This window comes from Micromonospora sp. NPDC000121, from assembly GCF_042899165.1.
GTDB lineage: Bacteria > Actinomycetota > Actinomycetes > Mycobacteriales > Micromonosporaceae > Micromonospora.
The window spans coordinates 21368-41489 of record NZ_JBIAZP010000009.1; the positions used below are offsets into that span (position 1 = coordinate 21368).

The 20122-nt window shown below is 75.4% G+C and carries 16 protein-coding genes; 13 read left to right on the top strand and 3 right to left on the bottom strand.

The features are described 5' to 3' along the window. Window positions 1-46 precede the first annotated feature (46 nt). Complete coding sequence (locus tag ACFY23_RS23390; RefSeq protein ID WP_350686229.1) at window positions 47-877, bottom strand: GDSL-type esterase/lipase family protein; 831 nt, start codon at window positions 875-877, stop codon at window positions 47-49. Between the two features lie 254 nt (window positions 878-1131). Between ACFY23_RS23390 and ACFY23_RS23395 the strand changes: the two genes are divergently transcribed. Together ACFY23_RS23395 and ACFY23_RS23400 are read left to right on the top strand one after the other, a co-directional pair. After that, the gene (locus ACFY23_RS23395) at window positions 1132-2181 is read left to right on the top strand and encodes a S1 family peptidase (protein WP_350686227.1); all 1050 of its coding nucleotides are present in this window, start codon (window positions 1132-1134) and stop codon (window positions 2179-2181) included. Window positions 2182-2283: 102 nt separating this feature from the next. Then, window positions 2284-3891 (top strand): MFS transporter, encoded by a 1608-nt coding sequence (locus ACFY23_RS23400; protein ID WP_350686225.1) that lies wholly within the window; start codon window positions 2284-2286, stop codon window positions 3889-3891. A 30-nt stretch (window positions 3892-3921) separates the two neighbouring features. On the opposite strand, the gene ACFY23_RS23405 is transcribed toward ACFY23_RS23400, so the two are convergent. After that, complete coding sequence (locus tag ACFY23_RS23405; protein ID WP_350686223.1) at window positions 3922-4596, bottom strand: hypothetical protein; 675 nt, start codon at window positions 4594-4596, stop codon at window positions 3922-3924. A gap of 166 nt (window positions 4597-4762) precedes the next feature. Here ACFY23_RS23405 and ACFY23_RS23410 point away from each other — a divergent pair, with 166 nt between their 5' ends. The 5 genes from ACFY23_RS23410 (at window position 4763) to ACFY23_RS23430 (ending at window position 10462) form a co-directional block, all read left to right on the top strand. Next, window positions 4763-5530, top strand: coding sequence for a hypothetical protein (locus ACFY23_RS23410; protein ID WP_350819298.1), 768 nt, complete (start codon window positions 4763-4765; stop codon window positions 5528-5530). A gap of 122 nt (window positions 5531-5652) precedes the next feature. Beyond that, window positions 5653-7458 carry an aspartate--tRNA ligase gene (gene aspS, locus ACFY23_RS23415; RefSeq protein ID WP_350686221.1) on the top strand — a complete coding sequence of 602 codons (1806 nt, stop codon included), beginning with the start codon at window positions 5653-5655 and terminating at the stop codon, window positions 7456-7458. An 80-nt stretch (window positions 7459-7538) separates the two neighbouring features. Then, window positions 7539-8354 carry a sugar nucleotide-binding protein gene (locus ACFY23_RS23420; RefSeq protein WP_350686220.1) on the top strand — a complete coding sequence of 272 codons (816 nt, stop codon included), beginning with the start codon at window positions 7539-7541 and terminating at the stop codon, window positions 8352-8354. Between the two features lie 90 nt (window positions 8355-8444). After that, window positions 8445-9035: a helix-turn-helix domain-containing protein gene (locus ACFY23_RS23425; RefSeq protein WP_350686219.1), complete on the top strand. Its 591-nt coding sequence runs from the start codon at window positions 8445-8447 to the stop codon at window positions 9033-9035. Beyond that, complete coding sequence (locus tag ACFY23_RS23430; protein WP_350819299.1) at window positions 9032-10462, top strand: MFS transporter; 1431 nt, start codon at window positions 9032-9034, stop codon at window positions 10460-10462. Before ACFY23_RS23425 ends, ACFY23_RS23430 begins: the two co-directional genes overlap by 4 nt. A gap of 46 nt (window positions 10463-10508) precedes the next feature. Here ACFY23_RS23430 and ACFY23_RS23435 read toward each other — a convergent pair whose 3' ends face one another. Then, window positions 10509-11249 carry a GNAT family N-acetyltransferase gene (locus ACFY23_RS23435; RefSeq protein ID WP_350687355.1) on the bottom strand — a complete coding sequence of 247 codons (741 nt, stop codon included), beginning with the start codon at window positions 11247-11249 and terminating at the stop codon, window positions 10509-10511. Between the two features lie 147 nt (window positions 11250-11396). Between ACFY23_RS23435 and ACFY23_RS23440 the strand changes: the two genes are divergently transcribed. From ACFY23_RS23440 to alaS, 6 genes are all read left to right on the top strand, one after another. Beyond that, on the top strand, window positions 11397-11609 hold the full coding sequence (locus ACFY23_RS23440; protein ID WP_350687356.1) for a hypothetical protein: 213 nt from the start codon (window positions 11397-11399) through the stop codon (window positions 11607-11609). Window positions 11610-11685: 76 nt separating this feature from the next. After that, on the top strand, window positions 11686-13200 hold the full coding sequence (locus ACFY23_RS23445; protein ID WP_350819300.1) for a replication-associated recombination protein A: 1515 nt from the start codon (window positions 11686-11688) through the stop codon (window positions 13198-13200). Between the two features lie 2639 nt (window positions 13201-15839). Next, window positions 15840-16463, top strand: a complete 624-nt coding sequence (locus ACFY23_RS23450; RefSeq protein ID WP_350684756.1) for a hypothetical protein — start codon at window positions 15840-15842, stop codon at window positions 16461-16463. A gap of 150 nt (window positions 16464-16613) precedes the next feature. Beyond that, on the top strand, window positions 16614-17075 hold the full coding sequence (locus tag ACFY23_RS23455) for a DUF948 domain-containing protein (protein ID WP_350684744.1): 462 nt from the start codon (window positions 16614-16616) through the stop codon (window positions 17073-17075). A gap of 25 nt (window positions 17076-17100) precedes the next feature. Further along, on the top strand, window positions 17101-17406 hold the full coding sequence (locus ACFY23_RS23460) for a hypothetical protein (RefSeq protein WP_350684745.1): 306 nt from the start codon (window positions 17101-17103) through the stop codon (window positions 17404-17406). Beyond that, window positions 17403-20081, top strand: a complete 2679-nt coding sequence (alaS, locus tag ACFY23_RS23465; RefSeq protein WP_350684746.1) for an alanine--tRNA ligase — start codon at window positions 17403-17405, stop codon at window positions 20079-20081. Before ACFY23_RS23460 ends, alaS begins: the two co-directional genes overlap by 4 nt. The last annotated feature ends 41 nt before the right edge of the window (window positions 20082-20122 follow it).

Here is a 20122-nt window from a genome sequence, read left to right on the forward strand (position 1 = left end):
GACGCGCGGACGGTGGGGTCGCCGCCCGCGCGTCAGGTCCGGCGCGTTACCAGCCGAATCCGGCGGCGTACGAGACGCTCGCCAGGACCTGCTGCCCGCTGGTGTTCGGGTGGAAGTAGTCCCAGCTGGAGAGCTGGCTGAGGGTGAACGGGTAGCCGAACACGGCGTTGTCGTCGAAGTCGCAGTTCGGGCCGTACGCCGCGCAGGCCTGGGCCAGTTGGGTGTTGTAGTCGACCACCCGCTGGCGTACCCGGTTGCGCCGGTCGACGTCCGCCTGGGCGGTGGAGGTCGGGTTGGCGAGCATCGACTGGCAGATGCCGAACAGGGACCAGGCGCTGCGGGCGCTGCCGCTGTCCTTGCCGACGAACCAGAGCCGGTGGATGTCCGGCACGCTGATCACCTGCACCCGGGCGTTGGGCAGCCCGGACCTGAGGCGGTTGAGCGCGGCGTCGATGTTGGCCCGGTAGGTGGCCACGGGCGTCATCCCCGCCTCCGTGCTGGTGCAGGCGTCGTTGGCGCCGATCAGCATGGTGACGTAGCCGACGCCCTGGCTGACGGCGGTGCCGGCCTGGCCGTACATGTCGGCGGACTTCGCGCCGCTGCGCGCGTCGTTGTGGTTGCGGCCGGCGATGGCGCCGCCGGCAGCGAGGATGCGCAGGTAGTGGCTGTTCACGGTCGAGCTGTCGCCGGTGCTGAACGACCGCGAGGTGCAGTCGACGTACCAGCCGCACGCGTTGAAGCCGCGGGTGATCGAGTCGCCGAGGCTGGCCATCGAGGTCGGGGGCGGGCCGGGGTCGGCGGCGGCCGGGCCGGCGGCCGACAGGACGAGGGCGGTGACTGCGGCGAGGGGGACGAGCAACCGTCGGATGGGATTCACGGTGGCCTCCGGGGGTCGCGAGTGCCGAGAGTGGTGAAGCGGTGAACAGAGCGTATAGACACACGTCAGTGTCTACAATGTTTCGAACCGATGACAGTCGCAGCCGGGGCGAAAAGGACAAAGCTGGGTCTTGCGTACGATCTTAAGTATGTGAATACTTCAGTGAGTTCGGCCGATTTCCCCAGATCGACCGGCATGGTCCCGGCCCCTCGCCCCGACGGGGGGCCAGTCGTCCCCTCCCTGGAGGTTGTTGCATGCGACCCACGAGGTCCTCGCTCCGTCGTGCCGCCACCCTCGCCGCGGCCGGAGCCCTGGTCGCCGGCTCGCTGATCGGCGCGCCCGCCCAGGCCGCGCCCGCGTCCGCCTCTCCGGACGCCGCCGCCGGCCTGGCCGAGCGCCTCGGCGACCGGTCCGCCGGCACGTACGCCGACGCCAGCGGCAAGATGATCGTCACCGTGACCGACGCGCTCGCCGCCCGTCAGGTCGCCGCCGCCGGCGCGACCCCGAAGATCGTCAAGCGCGGCGCCGCCGAGCTGGCCCGGGCCGCCGCCGAGCTGGACCGCTCCGCGAAGATCCCCGGCACCGCCTGGTGGACCGACCCGGCCACCAACCAGGTCGTCGTCTCCGTCGACAGCACCGTGACCGGCGCCAAGCTGGAGCGCGTCAAGGCCGCCGCCGCGCGGATGGACGGCGCGATCCGGATCGAGGCCGAGGCCGGCGTGCTCAGCACCCGCATCTCCGGCGGCCAGGCCATCTACGCCGGCGGCGGCGGTCGCTGCTCGCTGGGCTTCAACGTCCGCAGCGGCAGCACCTACTACTTCCTGACCGCCGGGCACTGCACCAACATCTCGTCGAGCTGGTACTCGAACTCGTCGCAGACCGCCTACCTGGGCGCCCGCGCCGGCACCAGCTTCCCGGGCAACGACTACGGCATCGTGCGCTACAGCAGCACGGCCGCCCAGCCCGGCAACGTCTACCTCTACAACGGCAGCTACCGCGACATCACCGGCGCCGGCAACGCGTACGTCGGCCAGTCCGTGCAGCGCTCCGGCAGCACCACCGGCCTGCGTGGCGGCTCGGTGACCGCCCTCAACGCCACGGTGAACTACGCCGAGGGCTCGGTCTCCGGCCTGATCCGCACCAACGTCTGCGCCGAGCCGGGCGACAGCGGCGGCTCGCTGTTCAGCGGCTCCACCGCCCTGGGCCTGACCTCCGGCGGCAGCGGCAACTGCAGCTGGGGCGGCACCACCTACTTCCAGCCGGTCACCGAGGCGCTGAGCCGCTACGGCGTCAGCGTCTACTGACGATCGCACGCCAGCGGGCCGCCGGGTGATCCGGCGGCCCGCCCGGGTGCCCCGGCCTGGTTCGCCGGACCGGACCGGGCCGGCCGGGGTACGTTCCGGTCGGTGAACGCCCCCGCGACCTCGCCCGCCGACGTGGCCTCCTCCGCCTGGGCCCCGCTGCGACTCGCCGCGTTCCGCAGCCTCTGGCTGGCGGTGCTGGCCAGCAACGTGGGCACCTGGATGCAGACCGTCGGCGCCCAGTGGTTGCTGGTCGACGAGGCCAACGCCGCGACGCTGGTGTCGCTCGTGCAGACCGCCAGCATGCTGCCCGTGCTACTGCTCGCCCTGCCCGCCGGCGCGCTGGCCGACACTCTCGACCGCCGCCGCCTGCTGATCGGGGTGCAGTGCTTCCTGGCGGCCGTCGGCCTCCTGCTGACGGGCCTCACCGCCGCCGACCGGATGCCCCCGGCGCTGCTGCTCACCCTGACCTTCGCGCTCGGTGTCGGCCAGGCGCTGACCCTGCCGGCCTGGCAGGCGGTCATCCCCGAACTGGTGCCCCGGTCGCAGCTCGTCTCGGCCTCGGCGCTCGGGTCGATCAGCGTGAACCTGGCGCGCTCGGTCGGGCCGGCGGTGGCCGGCGTGCTGGTGGCCCGGGCCGGGGTCGCCACCGTCTTCGCCGTGAACGCCGTGTCGTTCGCCGTCTTCGCGTTGGCCCTGCTGCGCTGGCGGCCGGCACGGCCCGAGGGTGACGACATGCCGGAGCGGTTCACGGCGGCGCTGCGGGCCGGCGGCCGGTACGTGCGGCACTCGCCGGTGGTCCGCCGGATCCTGCTGCGGGCGGCGCTGTTCGTGGTGCCCGGCAGTGCCCTGTGGGCGCTGCTGCCCCTGGTCGCCAGCCGCCGCCTGCACCTCGGCGCGGGCGGGTACGGCGTGCTGCTGGCCGCCCTCGGCGTCGGCGCGGTGGCCGGTGCCGTCGTGCTGCCCCGGATCCGGCAGGCGCTCACCACCAGCCGGTTGCTGCTGCTGGCCGGGTTGGTCTACGCCGCCGTCCTGGTGGTGCTCGCGCTGGCGCCGGGGCCGGTGCCGGTCACCCTGGCCCTGGTGCCGGCCGGGATGGCCTGGATGACCGTGCTGTCCAGCGTCAACGCCGCGATGCAGCTCTTCCTGCCCGGCTGGGTACGCGCCCGCGGACTGTCGGTCTACCAGATGGTCTTCGCTGGCGGGCAGGCGCTCGGGGCGGTCGCCTGGGGCGCGCTCGGCGAGGTGACCGGCCTCGTGGTCGCGCTCGCCGTGGCCGCCGGGACGATGGCGGCCGGCGCGGCGACCGTGCCGCTCTGGCCGCTGCGCGAGACCCGGGGACTAGACCGCGAGCCGGCGGTGTGGTGGCCGGAGCCGCACCTGACGCTGCCCGCCGATCCGCGTACCGGGCCGGTGCTGGTGACCGTCTCCTACACCGTGCCGCCGGAGCGGCAGGCGGAGTTCGTCGAGGCGATGCGGCTGGTGGGGCGGTCGCGGCGGCGTACCGGGGCGATGCGCTGGGGGCTGTTCCGCACCGGGGAGCGGGAGCACGGCTTCGTCGAGGTCTACCAGGTGCCGTCCTGGGAAGAGCACCTGCGCCAGCACGGCGGCCGGCTCACCGGCACCGACCGAGGGGCGGAGGACCGCGCGCGGGCGCTGACGGTCGGGGAGATCGCGGTGAACCACCTGCTTCCCGCCGACCCGCGGGACTGACCGGTCGCGGGACCAGTCGCCCGCCGCGCGTCAGCGGGTGAGGCCGGCGTCGGCGAGGACGGCGACGCCCCCGCCGAAGTCGCACTCCACGGTCAGCGTCAGCAGGTCGGCCCCCTCCACGGAGAAGGACAGCGGCTCCGGCGGTCGGGACATCGTCGTCGTCCGGCCCGGCCGGGGCTGCCGGGTCAGGGTGTCGTCGGGCTCCCGGACGGTCACCACGGCGCTGATCCGCACGGCCGACTCCGGGTCCCCGCCCGGCGGGTACCAGGCCCGGAAACTGGCAGAGAAGTCCAGGTAGCGACGCTTGAGCGGGTAGCTGACCGACCGGCTCAGGTCCTCGCCGTCGTTGGTCGGGCAGGAGAGCGCGACCGGATGCGGCAGGTCGGCGCGACCGGTCAGCGCGCGCGGCAACGGTTGCAGGTACGGCCCGCCGGTCTCGGGCGTCAGCGTGTCGAGGTACGTCCGGCCGGCGGCGCCGGTGGGGGCCGCGGCGGTGGTGGCGACGGGTGGCGCGGCGGCGGCGCTGGTCGTGGCCCGGACCGGGGTGGGTGGGATGGCCGCCGGTTCCTGGCTCTGCCGGGGCCACTGCCAGGCGAGCACGGCGACGAGCAGGCTGGCCAGACCGATTGCGGCCCCGGTCTTCTCGCCGGGGGTCAACCCCCGTCGGCGGCGGGCGGAGTCCGTGCCGGTCACCGGCTCGGTCATGGAGGTCTCACCTGCACAAGATCGACGGGGGTGGTTCATTATCCCGGCTCGCACGGGACGAGACGATCCCGTCGGGTGACAGGTTACCGACAGCGATCTTGACAACTTTCTGCGATAAATGCGCCCCGTGCCCGGCCGATGGCCGTCCGACGTGAGGAGCCACGACATGACCTCGGACCAGCAGGGCACCCCGGTGCCGCCGTCCTCCGGCCCGGGCGTCCCGGGAGCGCCGAGGTCGGGCGGCGGCAGCCGATGGCCCCTGGTCGCGGTCGGCGCGGCCGGGCTGGCCCTCGTCCTGGGGCTGCTGGCCACGGCGCTGTCGCTACGGGCGCTCGACCAGGCCAACGACGCCCGGGACATCGCCCGGGCGGCCGGCGCGGGGCGGCCCCTCGCCCCGACGCCGGGCCCGGGCGAGCCGACGGACGCGCCGACCACGCCGGCCCCGGAACCCAGCGGGGCCGAGCAGACGCCCGGGCAGACGCCCGGGACCCCCCAACCCTCGCTCAACCAGCAGACCCGCTACACCGACAAGTACGTCGACCAGCGCCTCACCCTGCGGGCCGCCTGCGACAGTTCGGTGGACATCGACCTCGACAAGCCCGAGGTGCGGGTCAGCGACGGCGAGGAGATCCGGTTCACCGCCCGCTGCGGGGGCAACTCGTCGTACTTCAACCTCACCAGGAGTACGGACGGCACCCAGGTCGACAGCGCGTCGCTCGGCGCCGCCGACTGCAACGACCGGATCCTGACGGGGGCCATCGGCCCGGACATCAACGTGCCCGCGCGCAAGGGCGTGGCGATCTGTGTCAGGACCTCGCTGCCCGACGCGCAGGAACGCGGCGACACCTGGAAGATGGCGCTGCTGCACGTCACCGACGTCAACGACGACGGCACGGTGGTGGTGTCCGTCCGCGCCTGGGACATCCCGCTGTAGGGCAGGAGCGCGGCCGCGTCGGCGGTGGCCGTCCCCGCCTTCCTCACCCCGCAACGGGGCTCCGGGGGAGGCTGACAGAATGCCAGGGGTAACGGTGTACCGCAGATGAGGAGACGCGAGTCGTGATCCGTACCCATGACGCCGGCAGCCTGCGCGCGACGGACGCCGGCACCACGGTGACGCTCGCCGGCTGGGTCGCCCGCCGGCGCGACCACGGCGGCGTGATCTTCGTGGACCTGCGCGACGGCTCCGGCGTGGTCCAGGTGGTGTTCCGCGAGGAGGACGCGCACGCGCTGCGCAACGAGTTCTGCGTCCGGGTCACCGGCGAGGTGACCCGCCGCCCCGAGGGCAACGAGAACCCGGAGCTGCCGACCGGCGAGATCGAGGTGACCGCCGCCGAGCTGGAGGTGCTCTCCGAGGCGGCGCCGCTGCCGCTGCCGGTGGACGACCAGGTCGAGGCCGGCGACGACATCCGGCTGCGCTACCGCTACCTCGACCTGCGCCGCAGCGGCCCGGCGAAGGCGATGCGGCTGCGCTCGCGGGCCAACCAGCTCGCCCGCGCGGTGCTGCACGAGCGGGACTTCCTGGAGATCGAGACCCCGACGCTGACCCGGTCCACCCCGGAGGGTGCCCGCGACTTCCTGGTGCCGGTGCGCCTGCAGCCGGGCAGCTGGTACGCGCTGCCGCAGTCGCCGCAGCTGTTCAAGCAGCTGCTGATGGTCGGCGGCATGGAGCGGTACTACCAGATCGCCCGCTGCTACCGGGACGAGGACTTCCGCGCCGACCGGCAGCCGGAGTTCACCCAGCTCGACATCGAGATGTCGTTCGTCACCGAGGACGACGTGATCGACCTCGGCGAGGCGATCGTCTCGGCGCTCTGGAAGGACCTGGCCGGCCACGAGATCTCCCGGCCGATCCCGCGCATCACCTGGCACGACGCGATGGCCCGGTACGGCTCCGACAAGCCGGACCTGCGCTACGGCGTCGAGCTGACCGAGCTGACCGACTACCTGCGCGGCACCGAGTTCCGGGTCTTCGCCGGGGCGATCGACGCCGGCGGCTACGTGGGCGCGGTCGTCATGCCGGGCGGGGCGAGCCAGAGCCGCAAGGAGCTGGACGGCTGGCAGGACTGGGCCAAGGCGCGCGGCGCGCGCGGCCTGGCGTACGTGGTGCTCGACGCGGAGACCGGCGAGGCGCGTGGGCCGGTGGCGAAGAACCTCTCCGCCGAGCACCTGGGCGGGCTGGCCGACGCGGTCGGCGCCAAGCCGGGCGACGCGGTGTTCTTCGCCGCCAGCGCCAACACCCGCGAGGCGCAGGAGCTGCTCGGCGCGGCCCGGATCGAGATCGCCAAGCGGGCCGGGCTGGTCGACGAGAGCGCCTGGGCGTTCTGCTGGGTGGTCGACGCGCCGATGTTCGAGCGCACGGACGAGGGCGGCTGGACGGCCGTGCACCACCCGTTCACCTCGCCGAACGCGGAGTGGGTCGACCGGTTCGAGGAGGCGCCGGACCGGGCGCTGGCCTACGCGTACGACATCGTCTGCAACGGCAACGAGATCGGCGGCGGCTCGATCCGTATCCACCGGGGCGACGTGCAGCAGCGCGTCTTCGACCTGCTCGGCATCACCCCCGAGGAGGCGCAGGACAAGTTCGGCTTCCTGCTGGAGGCGTTCAAGTACGGCGCCCCGCCCCACGGCGGCATCGCCTTCGGCTGGGACCGGGTCTGCATGCTGCTCGCCGGCGCGGACTCGATCCGTGAGGTCATCGCCTTCCCGAAGACCCGGGGTGGCTTCGACCCGCTGACCGGCGCGCCGACGCCGATCACCGCGCAGCAGCGCACCGAGGCGGGCATCGACGCCAAGCCGAAGGCCGCCGCGGCGCCGCACACCGGCACGGCCGGCCCGGCCGCCCCGGTCGCCGACCCGACCTGACCGCGGTTCTCGTCGATCAGGAGGTTCGCGTCGTCGGCCCCGACGCGGACCTCCTGATCACCGGCTGAAGGGGGTGCGGCGTGACGCTGCTCGTGGTGGGTGCCAGTGGGTACCTCGGCGGTGAGGTCTGCCGGCAGGCGGTCGCGGCGGGGGAGCGGGTGGTCGGGACGTACCACTCGGGCGGCGTCGACGTGCCCGGCGTCGAGGCGCACCGCCTGGACGTGACGGACCGGGCCGCCGTGCGCGACCTGGTCGCCCGGGTGCGTCCCGACGCCGTGGTCAGCACCCCCTACCGGTACGCCGAGTGGACGGTGACCGCCGACGGGGCGGCGCACGTCGCGTACGCGGCCGCCGAGACGGGGGCGCGGCTGGTGCACCTGTCCAGCGACGCGCTGCACGCCGGCCGTCCGGAGCCGTACGCCGACGACGAGCCGCCCAGCCCGGTCTTCCCGTACGGGGCGGCGAAGGCGGCGGCCGAGACCGCCGTGCGGGCGATCGACCCGGGCGCCGCGCTGGTGCGCACCTCGCTGATCGTGGGGGACGAGCGGAGCAAGCAGATCCGGCTCTGCCTCGACGCCCTCGCCGGGCGGGCCGCCCTGTTCACCGACGAGATCCGCTGCCCGGTCGACGTCACCGACCTGGCCGCCGCCGTGCTCGACCTCGTCGACAGCCGGTACGCGGGCCCGCTCAACGTGGCCGGCCCGGACGCGGTCAGCCGGGCCGAGATGGGACTGCTGGTGGCCGCGCGGTTCGGCCTCGACCCAGCCGGGCTGAAGACCGCCACCAGCGCCTCCTCGGGCCTTGTCCGCCCCGCCGAGGTGCGCCTGGACTCGTCCCGGGCCACGGCTCTGCTGCCGACCCGGCTGCGCGGCATCCGCGAGCTGCTCGCTCCCTGACGCCCCCGCGTCCACACGCCTCCGGCCTGACGCACACTTTCTATGCATAACTCTTGTGCATAGAAAGTGTGCACAAGTACCGTGCAGCTCATGGAGAACGGATCCCCGGACGCGCTGAGCACCGTCCGACTCGACCACCGGCAGGTCCGCGTGCTCGCTCATCCGCTGCGGATGCGGCTGCTCGGTACGCTGCGCGTGGACGGCCCGGCGACCGCCACCACGCTGGCCGACAAGTTGGACACCAACACCGGGGCGACCAGCTACCACCTGCGCCAGCTCGCAGAGGTGGGGCTGGTCGCCGAGGACCCCGACCGGGGCACCGGCCGCCAGCGGTGGTGGCGCGCTGTGGACGACATCAGCAACTTCGAACCGACCGACTACGACGACGATCCTGACGCCCGGGCGGCGGTGCAGTGGATTCAGGGCGACCAGGTGCGGCTGATGGCCGAGATGGCCGAGCGATGGATGGCCGACGCGCCGCGCCAGTCCCCGCAATGGCGGGACGCCGCCGGGATGAGCGACATGGTGCTGACGATCGGGCCGGACCGCCTGCAGGCGCTCAGCGACGAGCTGTGGCAGGTGCTGGTGCGCTACCACGAGGAGACGGTCCCCGACGAGGGTGACGCCCGCTCCGTGCACGTCTTCCTGGCCGCGTTCCCCAGGGCGGAGGGAAAGCGGTGAGCGCCCTGTCCGTACGCCAGGTCCGGCGGCGCTTCCTGGTGCTGCACGGGCTGCGCTGGCTGCCCATGGGCCTGATGGTTCCCGTGATGATCCTGCTGATGCAGGAGCGCGGCCTGTCGCTGTCCCAGATCGGCCTCGTCGCCACTGCCCAGGGCCTGGTCGTCCTCGTGCTGGAGCTGCCCACCGGTGGCTTCGCCGACGCCATCGGGCGCCGCCCGGTCCTGGTCGTGGCCTGGCTGGTCAACCTCGTCTCGCTCGCGCTGTTCGCCGTCGCCGACTCGTTCGCGCTGTTCTTCCTGATCTGGGCGTTGCAGGGCGTGTTCCGGGCGCTGGACAGCGGCCCGCTGGAGTCCTGGTACGTCGACGCCACCCTGGCCGCCGACCCGAAGGCCGACTACGAGCCGGGCCTCGGCTATGCCGGCACCGTCATCGGCGTCTCGATCAGCGCCGGGGCACTGATCGGGGGCGGTCTGGTCGCGCTCGGCCCGATCGGGCCGGTCAGCGCGCTCACCGTGCCGGTGCTGGTCGCGTTCGTGCTCCAGGCGGCGGCCCTGGTCGCCCTGCTGGCGCTGCTGGTGGAGGCCCGCCCCGCGAAGGGCGCCGGGGCGCTGCGGGCGTCGGTCGTCGAGGCGCCGCGAATGGTCGGGCGGGCGGTCGGGCTGCTGCGCCGCTCCCGGGTGCTGCTCGCCCTGGTCGCCGTCGAGCTGTTCTGGGGCTTCGGCATGATCACCTTTGAGTCCCTGCTGCCCCTGCGCCTCACCGAGGTGGTCGGCGACGCCGACCGGGCCGCCGCGCTGCTGGGGCCGGCCAGCTCGGCCGCCTGGCTCGCCTCGGCGGCCGGCGCCGCGCTCACCCCGCTGCTGCTGCGCTGGCCCGGGGCAGCGCCCGGGGCCGCGCTGCTGCGGATCCTGCAGGGCCTCACCGTGGTCGGCATGGGGCTGTTCGCCGGCCCGGTCGGGGTGCTGGTGGCCTATCTCGCCTGCTACACCGTGCACGGCGCGTCGAACCCCCTGCACATGGGGCTGCTGCACCGGCAGGTCGACGGCCCGTACCGGACCAGCGTGCTCTCGCTGAACTCGATGATGGCCCAGCCGGCGGGGGCGCTCGGCGGGGTGGTGCTCATGACGCTGGCCGAGGCGACCAGCATCAGCACCGCCATGCTCGTCGGCGCCGTGGTGCTGGCCGTCGCCGCCCCGCTCTACCTGCCCGCCTGGCGCGCCGGCCGCCGCACCCCGGACGGCCCCGGCCTCGTGTCCGCATCGGAGGCCGCTCCCGACTCCGGCCCGCTCCCGGCTCCGGAGGCCGTCGCCGCCTCCGGCCCGCTCCCGGCTCCGGGTGCCGGACCCGCGGCGGGGGCCGGGTCCGTCGAGCCGGTGAGTGGGCGGTCGGAGGTGGACGCCGCGTCCGCCCCGGCGCAGGGCGGCTGAGCGTCGGGTGTCGGCGGGCCCCCGGGGGAGGGGCCCGCCGGCGCGCTCAGGCCAGGTGCACCGAGCTGCGGGCCAGGGTTTCGGTGAAGCCGAGCCGCCGGTAGAGCCGGATCGCGCCGACGTTGACGGTGTAGACGCCGAGTGCCACGGTGTCGTGGCGGGCGAACAGCGTCCGGGTCATCCCGGCGGTCAGCGCCGCGCCCAGCCCCCGGCCGCGCCGGTCGGGGGCGACGGTCAGGCCGGCGAGGAAGCCGATGTCGCCCCGGCTGCGGTCCGCCCCGCAGGCGACGATCCGGTCGCCGTCGCGGATGCCGTACCAGTCGACGACCCGGGGGTCGCCCGGGCGAGAGGTGGTGGTCGGGAACGCCTCGTCGACCAGCGCCGTCAGCGCCGGGTGGTCGGCCTCGGTGAGGCGGACCACCCGCTCCTCCCCGGGTTGGCGCGGCGGCGCGGCGGTGGTCCAGAGGAAGTCCCACTCGTCGTGCCGGGCCACCGCCAGCCGGCCGGCCAGCGCCGCCGCGTCGAGCCGCGGCAGGTGCAGCCACTGGCCGGGCCGGAGCACGCCCCGCGCGACGAGGTCGGCGAAGACGTCGACCGCCGGCCCGGGCGCGCCGATCGCGCCGCCGGCCGGGCCGTGCTCCGCCGGGAGCAGCCAACCCACCGCGTCGTCGCGCCGCCAGCCGCGCGGCCGCTCGCCGAGCCAGAGCGAGTGCCGGGCGTACGGGTGGTGGTCGGCGGCCGCCAGGATGGCGGCGCGCCCCTCCAGGACCTGGTCGGCGATGATCATGTCGCCAGCCTAGAACCCGCGCCCGGCTCCCGCCGGCGGACCCCGGACGGCACCCGGAGCCGGGCCGGTCCACGGTGGAGATTGGCGATCGGACCGATTGGGTACATCCCGCGCCGACCTACTGGGAACCCCCACCGGAGGAACGACATGCTCGCCATTCTCGCGGCGATCGTTTTCGGCTTCGCCCTACTGCTCGACCTCTTCGACACCAACCTCGGTGCGCCGGACCTGCTGAACCCGTCCACCCTGCTGATGCTGGGCCTGCTGCTGCTCTCCCTCTACCTCGCCGGGGTCGGCCGCGGCCCGCACGGCGGGGGCGGCGGCCGCTGGTACCGGGGCCGGCGACCGGGCCGGGGCTGACCGTAAAGGATCATCGGCGGTCCCGCCCGACGGCGCGCTTCCGGCGTCGTCAGGCGGGACCGGTACTGTTCTCGTGATGGAGTCCGACGCTCTCTTCTCCCTCGGTGAGCCCGCCGGAGCGCCCCCCGCGCCCCCGGGTTCCGTCGGTGTGGACGGCTTCACGGCGGTGGGGGAGGATTCGCCCCTGCCGGTCCGGATGCGCCCGCGCAGCATCGACGAGCTCGTCGGGCAGGACCACCTGCTCGCGCCGGGCGCCCCGCTGCGCCAGCTGGTCTCCGCCAGCGCGCCGATGTCGGTCATCCTGTGGGGGCCGCCGGGCAGCGGCAAGACGACCATCGCGCACCTGGTGGCCCGGGCCACCGACCGCCGCTTCGTCGCCATGTCGGCGCTCACCGCCGGGGTGAAGGACGTGCGCGCGGTCATCGAGACCGCCCGCCGGCAGCGCCGCTCCGGCGGCCCGCAGACCGTGCTCTTCATCGACGAGGTGCACCGGTTCAGCAAGACCCAGCAGGATTCGCTGCTCGCCGCCGTCGAGGACCGCACCGTCACCCTGCTCGCGGCGACCACCGAGAACCCGTACTTCTCGGTGATCTCACCCCTGCTGTCGCGGTGCGTTCTGCTCACCCTCCAGCCGCTTGACGACACGGCGGTGCGCGGCCTGCTGCGCCGGGCGGTCGCCGACGAGCGCGGGCTCGGCGGCGCGCTGACCCTGGAGACCGAGGCCGAGGACCACCTCGTCCGCCTCGCGGCCGGCGACGTGCGCAAGGCGCTCACGGCGCTGGAGGCCGCCGCGGCCTCCGCCACGGCGCTCGGCACCGGGCGGATCGACCTGGCCACCGCCGAGCAGGCGGTCGACGTGGCGGCGGTGCGCTACGACCGCGCCGGCGACGCCCACTACGACGTGACCAGCGCCTTCATCAAGAGCATGCGTGGCTCGGACGTCGACGCGGCGCTGCACTGGCTGGCCCGGATGCTGGTCGCCGGCGAGGACGCCCGGTTCATCGCCCGCCGCCTGGTCATCTTCGCCAGTGAGGACGTCGGCATGGCCGACCCGACCGCGCTGACCGTCGCCACCGCCACCGCCCACGCCGTGGAGTACGTCGGGCTGCCCGAGGCGCAGCTCAACCTCGCCCAGGCGGTGATCCACCTGGCCACCGCCCCGAAGTCGAACTCGGCCACCGCCGCGATCGGCGCGGCGATCGCCGACGTGCGGGCCGGCCGCGGCGGGCCGGTGCCCCGCGGGCTGCGCGACGCGCACTACGCCGGCGCCAAGGGGCTGGGCCACGGCACCGGCTACCGTTACCCGCACGACGACCAGCGCGGCGTGGTCACCCAGCAGTACGCCCCCGACGACCTCGTCGGTGCCGACTACTACCGGCCTAGCCAGCACGGCGCGGAGCGGGCCGTGGCCACCCGGCTGCCGCTGCTGCGCCGCATCGTGCGGGGGCTGCCGGCCGCGGTCACGCCCCCGGAGGTGCCGGCGGGGGTGGCGAGCGGATCGGCGGGCAACGGTCGCCGCCCGGCGGACACGGGCGGCGCCGGCGCGGCGCGAGAGGGCGGCAGTGACGCCGCCGGAGAGGGTCAGCAGTGAGATCGCGTGGTTCGGAGCGACCGGAGGGCGGCCCGGACGAGCGGCGCGACTCCCGCGCCAAGGGTCGCCGCTGGGGGCGGGGCAAGGCCGAGGCCGAGCCCGAGGAGCCCGTCAGCGGCGAGGAGTTCGGCTGGATCGACGACCTGCGCTCGGCCAAGCAGCAGCGCACCGAGCTGGGGCCGGGCGGGGCGGAGCCGACCCCGTCCCCGGGCGCCCCGACGTCTCCCGACCCCTCCGGGCCGCCCCACCGCGGCCCGGCCGCCGCGCCTCCGGTGCGTCGCGCCGGTGCGGAGTCCCCGCGCCCCCGGCCGGCGGACGGTCCCTGGCCCGGCACGCCGGAGCCCCGGCTGGTAGGCCCGGCGGCCCCCGCCTCCGGTCCCGCCCCCGCTCCGGATTCCGCGCGCCGCGCCCCGGCGGCCGGCCCGCCGCAGCCCGGGCCGGACGGGCCGGACCGACGCCCCCGACCCGTCTCGGGCCCCCCGACCGGCCCGCAGGGCGGCCCGGCCACGGGCCGTCAGGGCGGTGCGCCGGGCGGCCCGCGCCCGGCCGTAGGCGCGCCGGCCGACGTGCCTCCCGGCCCGCGTCCGGCCGTCGGCCCGCCGGCTGGTGCGCCCCTCGGCCCGCCGGCCGATGCGCCCGCCGGCCCGTCGGCGCGCCCGCCGGCCGGTCCGCCGGTCCGTCCGCACCCGGGGCCGACCGGGGCCCCGCGATCCGGGCCCGCGGGGCCGCCGGAGGGCGCGGGCGCTCCGCCTGCCGTCGCGCCGGTGGAGCCGCCGGCACCGGGTAGGCGTTCCGGCCGGGTTCCCGCGCCGGGTGCCGCGCCGGCGCCGGGCGCCTCCGGTCGCCCGGGAGGTCCCGTCGGCGCCGCCCGGGTCGCCGTCCCGCCACCCGGTGCCACTCAGCCGCCCCTCGGCCCGCCGACCGGTGAGCTGCGTGAGGCTCCGGCCGACCAGCGTGACCCCCGTGCCGGTCGGCTACGGCGCGGCCCGGCCGACGCCGGCGGTCCCGCGCCGACCGAGGCGGCCGGGCACGCGCCGCTGGCCGCCCCGCCGACTGCCGGCCCCGGCGCCGCGCCGGGCGTGGACGCGACCGACCGCCGCCGTCCCGGCACGGCCGGTCGACGCCGCGCCCCCGAGCCGGACGAGCCGGTGGTGCCCCGCTCCGGCAACGCCCCGCCGGTGCCCGGCGCGCCCCCCGCGCCGCCCGGCGTCGCGTCGGTGCCCGCGCACGGGGCTCCCGCCTCCGCGCCCGTCCGCCGTGCGGACGGCGGTCCCGCGGTGCCGTCCACCGGTCGTGCGGACGGCGGTCTCACAGCCACGCCCACCGGTCGTGCGGACGGCGGTCCCGCGGTGCCGCCCACCGGTCGTGCGGACGATGGTCCCGCAGCCACGCCCACCGGTCGCGCGGACGCCACGGCCGGGCGTGCCCGGGGGCGCCGGGCGAGCCCGGACGAGGCGGACAACACCGTGCCGGGGCGCCGCAGGGCACCCGACGAGGGGGAACCGGGCAGGCGGCGGTCCGCCCCCGGGGAGCCCCGTGGCGACCGGCCGGAGCGCCCGGCCGACTGGCTCCGGCAGGCCGGCCGCGCCCACCACACCGACCCCGCCCTGCCGACCGTCGAGCGACCGGCGGCGCCACCCGTCCCGGGCGGCCCGGCGGCACCCGATTCGGAGCAGCGCGGTGCCGGGACCGGTCGCGCCCCCGCGGGCCGGGCCCGGCCCGGCGCGCAGCCCCCGGTCCCGGGCGACGACACCGGACAGGCGACGGGCCGGGCTCGGCCCGGTGCCGAACCGCCCCGGCCGGCCGACGGCGCACCCTCCGGTCCGCCGCCGGCGCGGGGCGCCGCACGACCGGCACCGACCGGTCCGCTCGCGGGCGAGGCGCGCCCGGGTGGTCGGGCCCGTCCCGACGTGACCCAGGGCGGACCGGCCCGGGGCGCCGCGCGACCCGACGCCGTGCCGGGCCGGGCCGCCGTGCCGCAGCCCGGGGCCCCCAACGCCGGCGGGATGCCGCCCGGGGCCGCCCACGCGGGCGGGATGCCGGCCGGGGCCGCCCACGCCGGCGGAACGCCGCCCGCCACGACTCCGCCCGGCACCGCCGGACCGGGCGCCGCCGGGCCTGGCGGGCCGGCCGGTCCGCCTCGGCCGGGCCACACTCCAACCGGCCCGAGCCGCCCGGGCGCGGATGCGCCGGGGCCCGACGTGGCCCCGCCCGGCCCAGCCCGGCCCGGCACTCCGTCCGGTCCCGCCCGGCCGCCCGCCGAGGGGCGGGACCGGCCCGAGCCGACCTCCGGCGCGGGTTCCCGCCCCGGACCGACCGGGCCGACCGGCGTGGCCCGCGCCGCCGCCCCGGCGCCCCGGCCCGCACCGGAGGACCGCGCCGCCGGGCGCGCCCTGCCGCCGCACCGCGACCCCGGGCGACCGGAGCCGTCGGGCGTCCCGCCGGTGCCGCCGCCGGGATCCGCCGGCGGGTCGCCGGTGGCCCGGGCCGCCGTGGCCGTACCGCCCGCTGATCCTTCCGCCGTCCGGCCGGGTCCGGCGGACGGGCCGGCGCTGCGGCAGGCCGCGGAACCGGAGTCGCCCGACGACGCCCCCGCCCCCGGCGGGCTGCGCGGCGCGCGCTCCGAGCTGCGGCGGCAGATGCGTGAGCGGCGGCGGCTGCGGATGGGCGTCCTGGCCCTGGTCAGCGTGGTGCTCCTCGGCGCGATCCCGCTCTTCTTCGGCATCCGTACGCTCAGCCGCGACCCGGTCTTCGACACCCTCGACGAGCTGGACGTGCCGGGTTGGGCGGCGGCGAAGACGGTCGACGACGTCAGCGGCAGCCGGTGGTGCCTGCTCGACTGCCGGCTGCGCGAACGCACCATCACCTCGGAACGGGCCCCGGAGGAGACCGCGCAGGTCTACGAGCGGGCGCTGACCGAGGACGGCTGGCGGCCGTGGCAGGTGACCCGCTGCCCCGAGCAGCAGCCGAAGGGGAGCTACACCTGCTGGCGCCGGGACGAGCTGACCCTCGACCTCTGGGTGCGCGAGCCGACCTGCGCGCCACCATCGGTGGACGGGGAACCGGCCCTGGAGCCGTCGCCCGCCCCGTCGACCGCTGCGCAGCAGTGCGCCGGATCGTTGGTGTCGGTGAAGGTCCGCAACGCGATCGACGACGAGCGGACCCGGCCGCAGCCGAGCATCGACCCGTCGCTCACGGGAGAGGATCCCTTCCCGACGGTCAGCGAGGATCCGCTCGGCGAACCGACACCCTCACCGTCCTGAGCCGGTTTCCATCACGGACGGTAGGGTCTGGGGCTGGCGGATCCGCCAGCCCCCGCTGGCCCCTGCGGGTCGCCGGGCGGCGGTGTGGGCACAACGGTCGCGCGTTCCGGGGACGTCCGGTCCCCGGGACCCTGCTTGAGGAGGACAGGCGTGGACTTTGGAGAGGTCGCGGCGCTGATCGCAGCGATCGCGTTCGCGATGCTGGTGTTGATCCTGACGCTGCCCATCCTGCGGCTGCGGCACACCGTGGACGCCACCACCCGGATGATCAACGACCTCAACGACCGGACCTCGCCGCTGCTGGGCGACGTCAACACCACGGTGAAGAACGTGAACACGGCCCTGGAGCAGGTGCAGACCTCCCTGGACGGGGTGAACCTGCAGCTCGCCAAGGTCGACACCATGACCAGCCACGCGCAGAACGTCACCGCGAACGTCGCGAACCTGGCCACCGTCGTCTCCGCCGCCGCCGCCAACCCGTTGGTCAAGGTGGCCGCCTTCGGCTACGGCGTGCGCAAGGCCGCCGCCGCCCGCCGGCACGCCGAGACCGAGCGCGAGGTACGCGACACCATCAAGCAGCAGCGGCGGGCCGCCAAGCGCGGCGACCGCTGACGGCACGACCAGGGAGGGCTGGGGAATGAGGCGCTTGTTCTGGCTCGGCATCGGGTTGGCCGTCGGCGTGGTCGTGGTCCGCAAGGCGACCCGCACCGCGCAGGCGTACACCCCGGCCGGCATCGCCAGCACGTTGACCGAATCCGCTGGCGGGCTGGCGGAGTCGCTGCGTAGCTTCGTGGAGGACGTCCGGATCGGGATGGCCGAGCGCGAGCAGGAGATCCACGAGGCGTTCGCCCAGGGCGAGGCGTTCGACGACCAGTTCGCCGAGTTGCGGGAGGACCCGCGCGTCGGCGATCGAGAAATCTTTCCGGAGGAACACCAGCGATGAAGACGGCGGAGATCAAGCGGCGGTACCTCGCCCACTTCGAGGCGAACGGCCATGCCGTGGTGCCGTCCGCTCCGCTGCCCGCCATCAGCGACCCGAACCTGCTGTTCGTCAACGCCGGCATGGTGCAGTTCGTCCCCTACTTCCTGGGGCAGCAGACGCCGCCGTACCGGCGGGCCGTCAGCGTGCAGAAGTGCATCCGCACGCCGGACATCGACGAGGTCGGCAAGACCAGCCGGCACGGCACGTTCTTCCAGATGAACGGCAACTTCTCCTTCGGTGACTACTTCAAGGACGGGGCGATCCCGCTCGCCTGGGACCTGGTCACCAAGTCGCAGGAGCAGGGCGGGTTCGGCCTCGACCCGGAGCGGATCTGGCCGACGGTCTACCTGGACGACGACGAGGCGTACGACATCTGGCGCTCGGTGGGCGTGCCCGCCGAGCGGATCGTGCGCCGGGGCAAGGCGGACAACTTCTGGTCGATGGGCATCCCCGGCCCGTGCGGCCCGTGCTCGGAGCTGTTCTACGACCGCGGCCCGGAGTACGGCCGCGAGGGCGGCCCGGCGGTCGACGAGGACCGCTACATGGAGTTCTGGAACCTTGTCTTCATGCAGTACGAGCGGGGCCCGGGCACCGGCAAGGAGGACTACCCGATCCTCGGCGACCTGCCGGCGAAGAACATCGACACGGGCATGGGCCTGGAGCGGATGGCGTCCATCCTCCAGGGCGTCGACAACCTCTACGAGATCGACGAGGTCCGGCCGATCCTCGCCAAGGCCGCCGAGCTGACCGGCAAGCGCTACGGCGCCCACTCCGGCCATGTCGCCAGCGAGTCGCACCCGGACGACGTCCGGCTGCGGGTGATCGCCGACCATGTGCGCACCGCGCTGATGCTGATCGGCGACGGGGTCACCCCGAGCAACGAGGGGCGCGGCTACGTGCTGCGGCGCATCATGCGGCGGGCGATCCGGGCCGTGCGGCTGCTCGGCTGGCAGGAGCGGGCGCTGCCCGAGCTGCTGCCGGTGGCCCGGGACTGCATGTCCCCGTCGTATCCGGAGCTGGCCACCGACTTCGACCGGATCGCCGACTACGCGTACGCGGAGGAGGACGCGTTCCTGTCCACCCTGCGTGCCGGCACGACGATCCTGGACACGGCGATCGCCGAGACCCGGACCGCCGGCAAGCAGGCGCTCTCCGGTGAGAAGGCGTTCCAGCTGCACGACACGTACGGCTTCCCGATCGACCTGACCCTGGAGATCGCGGCCGAGCAGGGCCTCCAGGTCGACGCCGAGGGCTTCCGTCGGCTGATGGCCGACCAGCGGGCCCGGGCCAAGGCCGACGCCCAGGCGCGCAAGACCGGGCACACCGACCTGTCGGCGTACCGGTCGGTGCTCGACTCGGGCGGTCCGGTGACCTTCACCGGCTACAGCGAGGTGGCCCGGGAGTCGACGGTGCGGGCGGTGCTCGGCGTCGACGGCCCCCGCCAGGCGGCGGTCGAGGGCGACACGGTCGAGCTGGTGCTCGATGCCACCCCGTTCTACGCCGAGGGCGGCGGGCAGCAGCCCGACCTGGGCATGATCACGGTGGGCGGCGGCCAGGTCGAGGTGCTCGACGTGCAGCAGCCGGTGCCCGGCCTGATCGTGCACCGCGCCCGGGTGGTCCGGGGCGAGGTGCGGGCGGGGGAGACCGGCTACGCGGAGATCGACACCACCCGCCGGCGGGCCATCTCCCGGTCGCACACCGCGACCCACCTGGTGCACCAGACCATGCGCAACTTCCTGGGCGAGTCCGCGACCCAGGCCGGTTCGCTGAACGCCCCCGGGCGGCTGCGCTTCGACTTCAACACCCCCACCGGGGTGGCGCCGAGCGTGCTGCGCGACGTCGAGCAGCAGGTCAACGAGGTGCTCCTCGCCGACCTGGAGGTGCACGCCTTCATCACCTCCCTCGAGGAGGCGCGGCGGATCGGTGCGATGGCGCTGTTCGGCGAGAAGTACGGCGAGGAGGTGCGGGTCGTCGAGGTCGGCGACTACGCCCGGGAGCTGTGCGGCGGCACCCACGTCGCCCGCTCCGGCCAGCTCGGCCTGGTCAAGATCCTCTCCGAGTCGTCGATCGGCTCCGGGGTGCGCCGGGTCGAGGCGCTGGTCGGCATGGACGCCTTCCACTTCCTGGCCCGCGAGCACCTCCTCGTGTCCCGCCTCGCCGAGCTGTACCGGGTGCCCAACGACCAGGTCGCCGACCGGGTCGAGCAGACCGTGACGCAGCTACGCGACGCCGAGAAGGAGCTGGAGAAGCTGCGCGCCCAGCTCGTGCTCGGCGGCGCGGCGGCGCTGGCCGCGCAGGCGAAGGACGTGCGCGGGGTCGCGTACGTGGGCACCGAGGCGCCGGAGGGCGCGGCCGGCAACGACGTGCGGACGCTCGCCCAGGAGATCCGGGGCAAGATCGACCCGGCGCGGCCGGCGGTCGTCGCGGTGGCGGCCCGGGCGAACGGCAAGGCGTCCCTGGTGGTCGCGGTGAACGCGGCCGCCCGCAGCCGGGGCCTGTCCGCCTCCGATCTGGTCAAGGCGGCCTTCTCCGGGCGCGGGGGCGGCAGCCCCGACCTGGCCCAGGGTGGCGGCCTGCCGGCGACGGAAGCGCCGAACCTGCTGCTCACGGTCGAGAAGGCGATCGCCGAGGCGTGATGCGAGACCGCAGCGACCAGGGCGGACCGGCATGGTCCGCC

Excerpts from the sequence above, each read along its gene's own strand:
- ACFY23_RS23440 (WP_350687356.1), top strand. The coding sequence starts at position 11,397 with ATGCTCGCCATTCTCGCGGCGATCGTTTTCGGCTTCGCCCTACTGCTC.
- ACFY23_RS23410 (WP_350819298.1), top strand. The coding sequence starts at position 4,763 with ATGACCTCGGACCAGCAGGGCACCCCGGTGCCGCCGTCCTCCGGCCCG.
- ACFY23_RS23445 (WP_350819300.1), top strand. The coding sequence starts at position 11,686 with ATGGAGTCCGACGCTCTCTTCTCCCTCGGTGAGCCCGCCGGAGCGCCC.
- ACFY23_RS23450 (WP_350684756.1), top strand. The coding sequence starts at position 15,840 with ATGCGTGAGCGGCGGCGGCTGCGGATGGGCGTCCTGGCCCTGGTCAGC.
- alaS (WP_350684746.1), top strand. The coding sequence starts at position 17,403 with ATGAAGACGGCGGAGATCAAGCGGCGGTACCTCGCCCACTTCGAGGCG.
- ACFY23_RS23425 (WP_350686219.1), top strand. The coding sequence starts at position 8,445 with ATGGAGAACGGATCCCCGGACGCGCTGAGCACCGTCCGACTCGACCAC.
- ACFY23_RS23460 (WP_350684745.1), top strand. The coding sequence starts at position 17,101 with ATGAGGCGCTTGTTCTGGCTCGGCATCGGGTTGGCCGTCGGCGTGGTC.
- ACFY23_RS23435 (WP_350687355.1), bottom strand. The coding sequence starts at position 11,249 with ATGATCATCGCCGACCAGGTCCTGGAGGGGCGCGCCGCCATCCTGGCG.
- ACFY23_RS23405 (WP_350686223.1), bottom strand. The coding sequence starts at position 4,596 with ATGACCGAGCCGGTGACCGGCACGGACTCCGCCCGCCGCCGACGGGGG.
- ACFY23_RS23395 (WP_350686227.1), top strand. The coding sequence starts at position 1,132 with ATGCGACCCACGAGGTCCTCGCTCCGTCGTGCCGCCACCCTCGCCGCG.